Below are 14,143 nucleotides of genomic sequence, written 5' to 3'. Positions count from 1 at the left end.
ATTACCCGCAGAAAAAATAAGCTGAACAGGGGTGATCTTTACTTTAGTTTTCTGATAAAATCTCGTCCTAATTTTCTCTAAGTGAATTTACGATGGGTAAAAACGTTGTTGTATTAGGCACTCAATGGGGTGACGAAGGTAAGGGTAAGGTTGTTGATCTCCTTACAGACAAAGCATCTTTAGTAGTTCGTTATCAAGGTGGCCACAATGCTGGTCATACTTTAGTTATCGACGGTGAAAAGACAGTTCTACACCTTATTCCATCGGGTGTATTACGTGACAATGTTAAATGTGTGATTGGTAATGGTGTTGTTTTATCACCAGAAGCGCTAATGAGAGAGATTGGCATGCTTGAAGAACGTGGCGTACCAGTACGCGACCGTCTTTTAATAAGCGAAGCATGTCCATTAATCCTGCCTTTCCATGTTGCATTAGATGTAGCCCGTGAAACTGCACGTGGCGATAAGCCAATTGGTACTACAGGCCGTGGTATTGGTCCAGCGTACGAAGATAAAGTGGCACGTCGTGGTTTACGTGTAGGCGATTTATTTAATCCTGAGTTATTTGCAGCTAAACTAAAAGAAGTTCTTGAGTACCATAACTTCACATTAGTTAATTACTACAAAGTAGACGCTGTAGATTTTCAAAAAACGTTTGATGATGCAATGGCTGTTGCTGATATCTTAAAAGCAATGGTTGTTGATGTAACTGAGCTTTTAGATCAAACACGTTTAGCAGGCGAGCACATTTTATTTGAAGGTGCACAAGGTACATTACTTGATATCGATCACGGTACTTACCCTTATGTAACGTCTTCAAATACAACTGCTGGTGGCGTTGCTACAGGTGCAGGTTTTGGTCCATTAAACCTTGACTACGTTTTAGGTATTATTAAAGCGTACACAACTCGTGTTGGTTCTGGTCCTTTCCCTACAGAGCTTTACGATGGTCTTGATAAGCAAGATCCAGTGGGCAAGCACTTAGGTGACAAAGGCCATGAGTTTGGTGCTACTACAGGTCGTCTTCGTCGTACTGGTTGGTTAGATGCAGTGGCAATGCGCCGTGCAGTTCAAATCAACAGTATTTCAGGTTTTTGTTTAACTAAGCTTGACGTTTTAGATGGCTTAGAAACACTTAAAATCTGTACTGGCTACCAACTTGAAGATGGCACAGTTACAAACGTAACGCCATTAGCTGCTGAAGGTTACGAGAAAGTAACACCGGTATACGAAGAAATGCCAGGTTGGTCTGAAAACACAGTGGGTGTAACTAGCCTTGAAGGCTTACCAAAAGCTGCGATTGACTACATCAAGCGTATTGAAGAAATCACAGGTGTTCCTGTTGATATTATTTCTACAGGCCCTGACCGTGTAGAAACAATGGTACTTCGCAACCCGTTTGCATAATTACCAAAGATGAAAAAAAGCTGCTTTATGCAGCTTTTTTTGTATCTAAAATTCACCTTGGAACGATCTTTGTATATTATTTGGTAAGTCTATTTTTGTACGTGGTGAACATGCGCCTATTTTTAAAAAGCTCAGTATTGGCTGTACCGTTAGTGTCGTTATCTTTATTTATAAATACCAATGCGTTAGCAGATGAATCTCCTGCGGCGGTACCTTTATATACTGAGTCAGAACTTATTGCGCTTATAAATAAAAATACACATTTGCAGCGAGTAAAGGCAGATGATTGCCAGTTAGTACAAGATATTGAAGCGCGAGCCAATAAAATGGCATTGCCCTCTTATCAATTTTTATATGGCGATATGCTAGCTTATAACGTATGTGTTGAACGAAATGTAGAGTTAGGCGTGTATTACATGCGAAAAGCGGCTGAGCAAGGCTTAGCGGCAGCCTTAGAGCAATTAGGGCGCTACTACGACACTGGCCGATTAGTTCAGCAAGATAAAGCGATGGCCATTACGTATTTACGAGAGGCATCATCGCAAGGAAATTTAAAGGCGCAGCTACGTTTAGTGAAGTTGTTTAACAATGGTTATGGCAGCCCGCGTGACTTTGAGGATGCCTATAGGTGGCTGTTTAATTCAATGGTGGCTGATAAAGCGACACATAAAAAAATTGAGCGAGCACTGAGCAAGTTAGCGCAAAAAATGCCAGATAGCGTCGTTGCTCGAGCCCGTCTTCCAATTTAATGGGCTCTAAAAAACAAAACCCTAACTTAATAAGTTAGGGTTTTTGTGTTTTTACAGTGAGTGAAAAGGTTTAACTTTCTTCTTTAGCCTTATTTTGTGGATCTTTTAAAACCGACATTTTAGGAGGCTGTAATGCAACAATACGCTCGCCCTCTTGAGGCGGCTTTTCCATATTTATTGTAAATGGTCTTAGTTTAACAGGTGTATCTTCATCGCTGTCCTTGTCGCCTTTCAATATGAATAGCGGTATAGCTTCAGGGTTCATTTCTTGGTATTTCTCCCAATCAAATTCTTCTGAAATGCGCGTTGCGCTTACTTTACCGCCTTTAGCTATAATGCTACTTAAGCGTGCGTAAGAGCCATCATCACCAAATAGTATTTGTCTTGATAAAAATGTGGCACTGTCTTTGTTCGCCTTGGCGTGAGAAGTTGATGAGCGCAAAGAAAATACATTTTTCTCATTTAATAAATGAGAGAAATACTGCACACCCAGCGCATTATGATGTCTGTTTGGCGACAACGCTAATACACTGCGAATAGTGGTTAATGGTAAATAACGTTCTGCATGCTCAGACTGTGGGTTACCATAATAACAAGGCAATCCGTCCATACGCGCCATTTTACAGTTTTCCCATGCCGGATCTGACAGGTAAACAGGTATATTTTGCTCTTTTAAGCCCCGACCAATAGCACGTGAAACATGGTTAGCCCCAATAATTAAAATAGTATTAGGCGACGGTTGGCGCACACCTAACAACTTAGCCACAGGTATTGCTGTTAAGCTTTGTAATACAACGGTGATAATAATCACAGTAAATATCAGTGGCACCATTTTTTCAGCATCTGCAACACCAGCTTCCATCATACTTAGCGCAAATACAGAGCCTACAGCCGCTGCAACAATCCCCCTAGGTGCTATCCAAGAAAGTACAAGGCGAGACTTCATTGGTAAGTCGGTACCAAAAGTTGATATTGCAATACACATTGGGCGAGCAATAAATAAAACAACAGCTAAAAATATAAATACGTCGCTATCGAGCATCATTAAATCAGAGAGTTGTAATCGTGCAGCAAGTAAAATAAACAGTGTCGATATTAAAATCATCGACAAGTCTTCTTTAAATTCTAATACAGAGTCTATTTCTAAATCGTCTTGATTTGCTAACCAAATTCCAAATACGGTAACGGCTAATAAGCCAGACTCATGACTTAAGTAATTTGAAACAGAAAAACTAATTAGTACGAGCGCTAAAATGCCAAACTTATGAAGTTCAAATGGCAGCCATTCACGGCGCATAAGCTGTGTTGTAACCCAGCCTGCTACTACGCCTATACTTAAACCAACACCGAGCGTTTTAACTAAAGCAATAATGGTGTGACTAAGCACTTCGCCCTGGCCTACAAGCATTACGGCTTCAAAAACCAGTACCGCAAATAATGCACCGATAGGGTCAATAACAATCCCTTCCCAGCGTAAAATACGGTCTATGTCTTGAGTAGGGCGCATGGAGTTTAATAAAGGGGCTATTACTGTAGGGCCTGTTACAACGAGTACTGCGCCAAGCACCGCGGCAACTCGCCAATTAAGTTCTAATAACCAATAAGCACTTAGGCTAATAATAATACAGGTTGTGAGCATTCCTATGGAGCATAAGTTGCGCACCACCTTGCTAATGCCCTTAAGTTCCCTGAAATGTAAGGTAAGTGACCCCTCAAATAAAATAACTGCCACACTTAGTGATACAACAGGAAAAAGCAAGTCGCCTAAAAGCGCATCAGGGTCTAAAACACCACTAAATGGTCCGAGTAAAAGACCAGTAAGCAATAAAAACAGAATAGCGGGCACTTTAAAAGCCCATGCTACCCACTGGGCAAGCACAGAGCAAAGTGCGATACCGGCTATATAAATTGCTGACATAGAATAAAAATTCCTTATTGATGACGATATTTAAAAGTATAACTTTTGTTAATTATTAATACAGGGGTATACACGTGAAAGTTTAGTTTTACTAATTTAATTTTAGCTACTTAGGAAATATTAGTAGGCATTAAGGTTTTTGCGAGAGAGTTATTAGTTTAATTTATTGAATTTTAATAAAAAATCATAGCTACTAATCGCCACATATTTATTTAGCACGAATTTTAACCTTGATTTTAAAGCATAAAGTAGCGTATTATACTTCGTGTTCTAATAATTAGTTATCTAATTATGTTTATTTAAGAAAAAGCGGCGTTGTTAATACTAACGTCATTTTTAATCTTTATAATCAGGTGTTAGTGACTAAATAGACATTAGAGCACTAAAAAATATCATTTACTGAACTATTGGTATGGTTTTACTGAACAAGTTTATTTAACTTTTTAAATAAATAAAGGTTTGAGTTGAACTATTACTTTCAATATTTTACCCCCATCGTGGCGGTTAAATCTCGGTCCTTTGGTCTTCACCCTATCTGTTGGTGTATCAGACTTTAGAGGCTCTATGCATGTTGTTAATAAAAAAGCCACACACAGCTTTTTACAGCGATGCATAAACAACACTTTTAAATTTTTTAATTAGTGCTACTCAAAACCTGAGTTGTTGCTATTTTTTATATGACCTTAAATTTAAAGCCATGGCTTTAGATATGGTTTTTGTGTGTGCGTAAAAAAGTGTTTTAAATGATTAAATAAATTCGCAGCTATGTTTTTAAACGTGGCTACTAAGTTTTAGCTCGCGCAAGCTGAGCACAAATAAAATGGAAAGTTGAACATTTATGCAAAAGTTAAATTGGCGACGTATCGTACTTAAAGTAGGTAGTGCATTAATAGCACCAGATCAAGATGGCTGTCGTTCGCGCTACATATTAACCATCGCACAGTTTATTGTTCGTTGTCGTGCCCGTGGCATTGAAGTTATTTTAGTTTCATCGGGCTCAGTTGCTGCTGGGTCGCACTTATTTCCTTCAGATAAGCCTCGTACAGTCGTTATGAAAAAGGCAATGGCAGCAGCAGGTCAAACGGAAATGATTGCTATGTGGGACCGTTTTTTCGATTTTCCTTCAGCACAATTATTATTAACACATGGTGATTTGCGCGATCGCGAACGCTATCAAAGTATTCGAGAAACCGTATTTACTTTGCTTGAACACGGTGTACTGCCAATTATTAACGAAAATGATGCAGTAACAACTGATGATCTAAAAGTGGGTGATAACGATAACTTATCAGCAATGGTGGCAGCCGCCGCAGATGCAGATGCATTATTGATATTTTCAGACGTGGATGGGTTGTATGATAAAAACCCTAATTTGCATGATGATGCTATTTTATTACCTGAAATTAAATCAATTGATGAGTCTATTTATGCTATGGCAGGATGTGCAACAAGCTCTGTAGGCACTGGTGGCATGAAAACAAAAATTGAAGCCGCGGAAAAAGCAACGTCACACGGTATTGCTACTTATATCATTAACGGTTTTAAAGAAGAGACATTTACTCGCTTATTGGCCGGTGATAACCCTGGTACAGTATTCTCACCATATGAAAAACCAATGCAAGATTCTGTGCATTGGATGACGCATACTGCAAATGAGCAAGGTGAAGTAGTAGTAGATGGCTCATTTGATGAGTCTCTAGAAGGTGAAAGCGGCTGTATTCGCGGTGATGAGATTATGGAAGTACATGGTGAGTTTGCCGTTGGCGACACCATTTTAGTACGAAGTGAAGATGGTACGCGTTTAGCCAAAGCGACCGCAAATTATAGTAGCTGCTTGTTAAACTTTATTGCAGATAACGAGCAGAGTGAATTTAGTGAAAAAATGCAGGATTCAATTGGTCCTGTAATTTCTGAAAAAGATATCGCATTATTGGAGAAGTCATGAGTTTAATTACGGATATATCACGCCAAGCAGCAAAAGCTGCGACAACACTTGCTTTACTCGACACCGAGACCAAAAACCAAGTGTTAACAGAAATGGCTCAAGCGTTACGCGCACAAAAAGCGTTTATTATTAAAGAAAACGAAAGTGATTTAAGTGCTGCTCGCGATAATAACTTAGCAGCGTCTATGATCGATCGCTTAACTTTAAATGACGAACGTATCGAAGCCATGGCTGAAGGTATTGAGGTAATTGTAAGTTTAGATGATCCTGTTGGTCAGCTACGTGATATTACTGAGCGTCCAAATGGCATTAAAATTCGTAAAATGCGCGTACCTCTAGGCGTTGTGTGTATGATTTATGAAGCACGCCCAAATGTAACAGCGGATGCGGGTGCTCTTTGCTTTAAATCAGGCAATGGCGTTATTTTACGTGGTGGTAAAGAAGCACTTAAAAGCTCACAAGCTATTGCAAGCGTAATGCACAGTGTGCTTGAAAAACACAATTTACCTACTTCGCTTATTTCTGTTATTCCTGATCCTGACCGTGCTTTATTGATGGAATTAATGCAGCAACGCGAAAGCATTGATTTAATTATTCCTCGCGGTGGTGAAGGCTTAATTAATTTTGTAACCGAAAACAGCACAATCCCTGTTATTCAGCACTTCAAAGGTGTGTGTCATTTATACGTAGATAAAGATGCTGATCTAGAGATTGCGCTTAACTTACTACTTAATGGTAAAACACAGCGTACAGGTGTATGTAATGCACTTGAGGGTTTAGTTGTTCATCAAGATGTTGCTGATGAGTTTTTAAATTTATGTGCTGTAGTATTACGCCAAGAAGGTGTAAAGATTAATGCCGACAGCACTGCAGCAAAATATTTTGATGATGCAACCGTGCTAGCAGATAACGAATTTGGTGAAGAATACTTAGACCTTGAAATTGCTATTCGCGTAGTGCCAACTTTCAGCGCTGCGGTTGATCACATCGCTCAGTTTGGTTCTAACCATACCGAAGTAATATGTACTAAAAACGACACGACTGCAGAGCTGTTTCAACGTAGTGTTGATGCCTCGGTAGTTATGGTAAATGCATCATCTCGCTTCTCAGATGGCTCTCAACTTGGCCTAGGCGCAGAAATTGGTATTGCTACGACCAAGCTGCATGCATATGGTCCTATGGGCTTAGAATCACTAACAACTGAAAAATACTTAGTTAATGGTGTAGGGCAAGTTCGCGAATAATAGCTGCGGATTAGTCAAAAAAAGCCGAGCAGTTTAACTGCTCGGCTTTTTAGTTTTACTCTAGTTTTTCTAACCAGTCACTTGCAGGCTCTGGCTTATGTAAATAATAGCCTTGTAAAATTACTTCAGGGTACTCTTTTAATAAATCAAAATGAGATTGGTTTTCTACCCCCTCAGCCACCACTTCTAACTCAAATACTCGACCTAAGTTTACTATCATATCAATTATTAATTTATCGTTATTATCTGTCGGTGCATCAAAAACGAACGAGCGATCAATTTTTAGCTCCTGGATCGGTAACTGCTTTAAGTAGGTTAAGCTTGAATACCCAGTACCAAAATCATCAATTGATACGCGCACACCTAAATTTTTAAGCAAATGTACCGCCTCAACAGCTGATTCCATATGATTAAGTAATGTGCCTTCAATAATTTCTATTGTTAGCTGATTTGGCTGTATATTATGTTTCTCAATTTCGGTTTTTATTTGAGATAAAAAGCGTGGCTCGTGGAAGTGTCTGCCACTTATATTTATAGAAAGGCTTAAGTCACGGTGACGCTCATCTAAGCTCTCAATAAGTTTAAGTCCATTAGAGAGTACCCAACAATCTAGCTCATAAATGATGTCAGATTCTTCAGCTATCGGAATAAATTCAGCAGGGCTAATAAAGCCTTTTTGCGGATGTATCCACCTTAACAGGATTTCGGCGCCTTTTATTTGTTGTTTGCTATTAAACTGAGATTGCACATAAAGAGTTAGCTCATTTTGAGAAATAGCTTTGCGTAAGTCCTGCTCTATTTCAAAGCGTCGCCTTGCTTGTTCTCCAAATGAATTATCAAAAAAAGTAACTCTGTTACCACCTTTTTCTTTTGCTTTATAACAGGCTGCTTCGCAGTTTCTTATTGTTTCGATTGCATTTTCCCACTGATCTTCACGCGGGAATATATAAGTTCCTATGCTAATAGTAATGCTAATTTCTTGCCCATCAATTATAAAAGGGGCATTAATAACCCTTAATAGCTCTTGGGCTTTTCGCTCTGCTATTTCTTGTGTTCTAAGTCTTCCTATTCCTTTATCAACACTACTTAACGCTGCAAATTCATCACTACCTAGGCGAGCTATAACATCTTTCTTATCAAGTTTTGCATGGATGCGGTTGGTCAGCTCTTTTAATACTTTATCTCCGGCTAATAAACCTAGGCCATCATTTATAGAGTGAAAACTGTCAATATCAATAATGAAAATATAGGCGTAATTGTTTTCTTGAGAGCAGCTTTGTAACTGTTGTTCTAGCTGCTTTAAAAAACCATTTCTGTTAGGCAGGGCCGTAAGTTCATCGTGCCATGTTAAATAGTCAATTCTTTCTTGGGTAACCTTAAGGCTCGAAATATCACTAAATACACCAATAAAATGTATATTAGTGTCTTGTTCGCCTTTGACCATGCTTAACGTTAAAAGCTCGGGGTATAGTTCACCGTTTTTACGCCTTGTAACAAGCTCTCCACTCCAATATCCGGCCTTATTTGCATGCTGCCATACGTTATTAAAACTAATACCTGGTTGATTATTTTGCTTTAATTTATGAAGTTGAGTGCCAAGCGCCTCTGATTCACTAAATCCTGTAATTCGGCAAAACGATGGGTTAACAGCAATTATTTCACCTTTAGAGTCTGTTATAACAACGCCATCTGCTGTGCTCGTTAGCGCTTGATAAAAGAGCTTTTGTTTAGACGATAGCTGTTTTAACTCTTCTTCTCTTTCACTTAGCTCTTGAGCTAGTGCTTCTATTTCTAAGAGCTTGTCGTGCAGGTCAAAGTTTTTTTCAATTAGTCTATCGAGCATACCTTGGGAGGTAATGTGTGTGCGGATTCGTGCCCTTACAAGCGCAAGCTTGTAAGGTTTGTGAATGTAGTCAATAGCCCCTAATGTAAAACCATGCTCCTCTGAGTCTTCATTAGTCATTGCAGTAACAAAAACAATCGGAATACCTTTAGTATTTTGTCGTGACTTTAATGTTTTACACACCTCGTAACCGTCCATACCAGGCATCATAATATCTAGTAGTATTAAATCGGGTCTTGTTGACTCTATAAATACGAGGGCTTGTTCACCGCTAGTCGAAATCCTTACATCATAATCGGTAAGTAATCCTTCAACTAAAACATGCAAATTATTAGGCTCATCATCAACAATTAAAACCAATGGTTTATGTTTTTTATTTAGATAATCGCTATTTTTTTCAGCCGGGTACATCGAATGCACATTCAATCCTTTTGGTGATATTGACTAATATAACTTAGCTTAGTTTTTTTAAATTGGCTAATTTAATTATCATTACGGTATTGAGTTATAAGTTCGATAACAAGTTGATAGTTAAATTGATTTATAGCCGCTTTAAGTTGCAATAATGGATGCGGTGCTTTAAAAGCTGAAGTATTCAAGCTCTTTAGTAAATCATTCGGAATTGGCTTGGCATTTATTGCTAATTCATAAATGGTATCTATAGATTCATCAATATTATCCACATCGGTTACGTGCTCACTTTCGCTAAACTGTTGAGTAAGTAAATATTGTTTAATTGCACGAAATGTAAGTGTAAGTTGTTCATTTAACTGTATAAATAAAATTGGTTCTTTATTATTTATTTGCGCCTCAACTTCTTTACTAATTAGCTCTAATTTTTCAAGCCCTAAAGTGCCTGCTAATCCTTTAAGTGCGTGTGTGTTTCTAGCAAGTTCGGCACTACTGTTAGTATCTAGGAGCTTTCTGAATTTGAGACTAAAGTTTTCGTAATCAATTGAAAATTGCTCTAAGAGCTTATTAACGAGTCGTCTATTTTGTTCAAGATTGTCTAAAGCTATGGGGATGTTCAATAACATTCTATTTTTATCGGTGGTTAAATGCTTTTTTATACACTCATATAGCGAATCAAAAACAAGAGGTTTAGTTAAAAAATCATTCATCCCTGCATTTATCGCTGCTTTTTTATCTTCCGGAAGTACTGCAGCTGTTAATGCCACAATAGGAAACAGCTCCTGATTTTTCCTAAGGATTTGTGTTGCTGTTATGCCATCCATGACAGGCATTTGTATATCCATAAAAATAATATCAAAGACGTGTTTTGCCACTTCTTCAATTGCTTGTTGCCCGTTGAGTGCACTAATCACTTCTATATCTAACTTCTCTAACATTCTAGTTGTTACCTCAATATTGAGAGGGTTATCATCAACTATAAGCGCTTTATTACCTGTAAATTGAATAAGGTTTTCATGAATTGCTTGCTCAGTGGGGATGCTTTTCGGAGCAAGCAATTTTAACAGCTCAGAGTGGCTATAGCTTTTAGTTATGATATGAACATCATTTGGCATACTACTTAAATTAGGTGTATCCGTATCAGTGATAATGGCAATTATTTTTAATTTTTGAGCGCCATTTTGAGCACTTTCAATAAGTTTTTGTAAAATAATACTATTTTTAGCTTCTTCTTCGTTAAGTGTTAAAATCGCGATATCAAAAGGGGAGCTGGGCTGGGATACTTTAGCTAATGCTCTAAGTGGTTCTTGAGTTGTCTCTGGTATTATATCAATACTCGTAAGTAAAGAGATTAGCTGGCTCGTTTGTGCTTTATGTTGTGTGATTAACAGCGCTCGTTTTTTTAATTTATGCTGCGCCGCAATTTCAAATGGTAAGGTAAAATAAAACTCACTCCCTTTACCTTTTTCACTTCTGGTTTGGATTTCACCGCCTAATATTTTTGTAAATTCTTGGCTTATTGTAAGACCAAGACCAGTTCCACCATATTCTCGAGTGGTGGAAGCATCGCCCTGATAAAAGGAATTAAATATCTGCTTTTGTTGCTCTGCATCCATTCCTATACCAGTATCTTTAATACAAAAACGTAAATTGATAATGTTTTTTCGTTGTGCAATCGTTTCTATAACTAATTGAATTTTTCCGAACTTAGTAAACTTGATTGCATTGCCAATACAATTATTAATTATTTGGTTTAGATGAAATGGGTCTCCTATTAGCTCTAGGTTAGGATCTGCATGTAGGTTAAATTCTAAATTTAATCCCTTTTGGTTTGCACTGTCTTTAAATAGATTTGCCGTATTTTTGATAACTGAATCAAGAGTAAAAGGTATTTTTTCTACTTTTATTTTTTCAGACTCAAGTTTAGAAAAATCTAAAATATTATTTAATATATGCAGTAAGTTATGAGCACTAGAGTAGGCTTTGTCAGCATAATGCTGTTGTTTAGTTGCAAGTTCACTATCTCGTAATAGTTGCAGCATACCTAAAATACCGTTCATGGGGGTGCGTAGCTCATGACTCATATTTGCTACAAAATCACCTTTCATTTTATTAGCGCTTTTAGCTTGTGAAATGGCAACGGTTAAATCTTTATTCATCGACTCCATTTGTATATTTAGTGCTTGGGTTTCTATTAGTAACTCTTTGGTTTGCTTATTTTTTTTATAAAGAGTGTTTGCAGCTTTGATTACGGAGGCTATTTCGCTTTGACTTTGGTTGCTATTATTAAAGGTTATTTGTTTTTCGTTACTCATATCATTTAATAGTGTAGTTAACTGAGTGATAGGCTTAATAACGGCATTAAAAATAAAGTAGCTAGTTATAATAATAATTATAGTAATTAATGCTGCAAATACGTTTGCTTGGTCTGTATTACTTTCTAATTGTGAGCTTAATTTTTTTTCTGTTTCAGAGAGCTCTTCATGTTCGAGGTTTTTTACTTGAGTGGTTAAGTAAAGTAGCTCATTTTCTATACCGGTAAGTACTACATTGGTTGAAAATGTATAGCTACGGGTGAGCAAAACAAGCTGGTTGTAAGCCTTTTTTAAATCTGCAGCTTTAATTAAAAATGAGTTATTTTCATCGGTAATTTTAGTCAACTTAGTTTGCAAGTGGTTTAAGTTTTGTTTCACATTTTGTGCTTCATCAAAGCTAGGCTTGTATAAGTAGCTCACTACCGCGTGCTCTAGGTTACTAACTGTGAGTAGTGTATCTGTGTAGGCAGTTTGATCAGTCGCATTTATTTGTAAGCGTTCAATCTCAATGATTAATGACCCTATAGGATGCTGAAATTGCTCAGAATATAGACGTTCTCTTTTGTTTCTATTAAGTACGGTTTGATTGAATGTTTCTTTATAATTATGTAAGTATTCATCAAGGCGCGTTAATATATTTTGATAATCTAGGGAGCGTTGTGACGTGCTTTTTTTTAGTTTTTCTAAGCTTTTATTAGCGTCGTCAAAATACAGGTTAAACTTTTCAATTGTGCTTTTATTTGCTTTATCTATAAAAGCAATTGCTTGGCTTTGTAGAGAAATTACCTCGTTTTCAAGTTGAGTTACATTACTACTTTGAACAAGCGCATCGTGCTGCGCTTTTTGTAAAAAAAGTAATGTACTTTGCGAATAATTAAATAAGTAGCTTTGAATAATCAGCAAGCTGATTAACACGCACAGCGCTAATGTTATTTTTGATTTTATTGAGCGAGTTATCATTACCGGCTAATCAACTCATACCATTTTTGCAAGCTGTAGTCGTAGGTAGGCATTACAGAGTTCCATACTGCAACATTACTAAACCGTTTTATGTAGCTGCCCCCATTTCTGTGTTCTCCTGCTTTAATAGCTACATCTCCGTTGGTATTTAAAAGATCAATTGGAGTTTTTTTACCGTCATACCAAAAATCCCACTCAGCTTGAGATAAAAGGCTCTTAGAACGCTCAGGGTTACTAATATAATAACCTTGTCGAGCAATAAATGCGCCTGGCCAGCCCGAAAGCCACCAATTCATGTAATCGTAAGCTGCGTCTTTTACGCTACCTTGTGTTTGTGACGATAAACACATAACACCATGCCAACCTCTATAGCCTTCTTTAGGAGCCGCAAATCGTACATTTACATTTTGGCTATTTAAAGCAGAAACAGCAGGCGAGAACATGCTTTCTATGTGAGCTCGGTTACTTTTCATAAATTCAACAGACTCAGGTACTGAGTTCCAATAGCCACTAAAGTGACCTTGGCGTTTATAATCTAAAAGAATACTGAATAACCGGTCAAGCTCAGAGCGTGTCATTGCGCCAATATTTTTAAATTTAATTAACCCCTTACTTTGTGCTGCTAAAGCAAGGTCGAATAAACCTATGGTAGGGGCATTTACTATCGCAACTTTTCCTCTATTGGCTTCATCTAGTAACCAGCTCCAGCTCTCGGTTTCGTAAGCAATACCGGGCTTTATAAATTCAGTGTTATAGCCAAAGGAGTCAACATTATGTACATAGGGTAAAAAGCTAATGGAATCGCTTTCTTGTGCACTTAGCGTACCATCGTCTTGAACGTTAAGTAATTTATAAGGGGCATCTCCAGCGCCGATATTTGCATTTTCAGTGAGTTTACCAGTCTTGGTTAAAGAATTTATTTCGTTAAAGTGAGATAAACGATTTTTTTCTATTGGCTGTATAGAGCCCGCATTCCAAAGTACGTTTATACTGTTTGACCATTGCTCGTATAAATCAAAAGAGCCTGGATTCATTGACGCTTTTTGTAGCACCGTTGCGCTACCTGCAGGGGAGAACTCTATATTAATACCTAAATCGCTCATGGCTTGTTTACGAATGGCCTCTTGCAGAGTTACGTGGGTACCCAACACTCTTAAAGTTACTTTTTTGCGGGCGAATACATAAGGCACATGTGTAATAGCACCTGCTGTTAACCCTATGGTTGCTAACTTTTTTAAAGAGGAGCGTTTATGCCGATCCATGTTAACCCTAAAGTATTAATATGTTTGACATTATGTATAGCTAACAACATGCAAAGAAACAAGTTAACAGCACAATATAAAAATTATAAT

Annotated in this window: 8 protein-coding genes; 4 read left to right on the top strand and 4 right to left on the bottom strand. The window is 37.6% G+C overall.

The window, feature by feature from the left end:
- Window positions 1-92 precede the first annotated feature (92 nt).
- Window positions 93-1,406: an adenylosuccinate synthase gene (locus tag ALFOR1_RS14920; protein ID WP_058549304.1), complete on the top strand. Its 1,314-nt coding sequence runs from the start codon at window positions 93-95 to the stop codon at window positions 1,404-1,406.
- Window positions 1,407-1,516: 110 nt separating this feature from the next.
- Window positions 1,517-2,155, top strand: coding sequence for a tetratricopeptide repeat protein (locus ALFOR1_RS14915; protein ID WP_104643424.1), 639 nt, complete (start codon window positions 1,517-1,519; stop codon window positions 2,153-2,155).
- 70 nt (window positions 2,156-2,225) lie between these two features.
- Here ALFOR1_RS14915 and ALFOR1_RS14910 read toward each other — a convergent pair whose 3' ends face one another.
- Window positions 2,226-4,073 carry a cation:proton antiporter gene (locus tag ALFOR1_RS14910; protein WP_104643423.1) on the bottom strand — a complete coding sequence of 616 codons (1,848 nt, stop codon included), beginning with the start codon at window positions 4,071-4,073 and terminating at the stop codon, window positions 2,226-2,228.
- 838 nt (window positions 4,074-4,911) lie between these two features.
- On the opposite strand from ALFOR1_RS14910, the gene proB reads away from it, so the two are divergent.
- Window positions 4,912-6,018: a glutamate 5-kinase gene (gene proB / locus ALFOR1_RS14905; RefSeq protein WP_058549307.1), complete on the top strand. Its 1,107-nt coding sequence runs from the start codon at window positions 4,912-4,914 to the stop codon at window positions 6,016-6,018.
- Window positions 6,015-7,262: a glutamate-5-semialdehyde dehydrogenase gene (locus ALFOR1_RS14900; protein ID WP_058549308.1), complete on the top strand. Its 1,248-nt coding sequence runs from the start codon at window positions 6,015-6,017 to the stop codon at window positions 7,260-7,262. Before proB ends, ALFOR1_RS14900 begins: the two co-directional genes overlap by 4 nt.
- 55 nt (window positions 7,263-7,317) lie before the next feature.
- Here the strand turns inward: ALFOR1_RS14900 and ALFOR1_RS14895 are convergent, their stop codons facing one another.
- The 3 genes from ALFOR1_RS14895 to ALFOR1_RS14885 all read right to left on the bottom strand — a co-directional run bounded on the left by ALFOR1_RS14895 (window position 7,318) and on the right by ALFOR1_RS14885 (window position 14,053).
- A complete protein-coding gene (locus ALFOR1_RS14895) occupies window positions 7,318-9,516 on the bottom strand; it encodes a two-component system response regulator (protein ID WP_104643422.1) in 2,199 nt (732 codons plus the stop codon).
- Between the two features lie 71 nt (window positions 9,517-9,587).
- On the bottom strand, window positions 9,588-12,746 hold the full coding sequence (locus ALFOR1_RS14890; RefSeq protein ID WP_232007040.1) for a hybrid sensor histidine kinase/response regulator: 3,159 nt from the start codon (window positions 12,744-12,746) through the stop codon (window positions 9,588-9,590).
- 44 nt (window positions 12,747-12,790) lie between these two features.
- Window positions 12,791-14,053, bottom strand: a complete 1,263-nt coding sequence (locus ALFOR1_RS14885) for an ABC transporter substrate-binding protein (protein WP_058549311.1) — start codon at window positions 14,051-14,053, stop codon at window positions 12,791-12,793.
- Window positions 14,054-14,143: the final 90 nt, after the last annotated feature.

The sequence above is a fragment of the Pseudoalteromonas carrageenovora IAM 12662 genome, assembly GCF_900239935.1.
Classification (GTDB): domain Bacteria; phylum Pseudomonadota; class Gammaproteobacteria; order Enterobacterales; family Alteromonadaceae; genus Pseudoalteromonas; species Pseudoalteromonas carrageenovora.
This window is presented reverse-complemented; position numbering and strand designations above follow the sequence as displayed.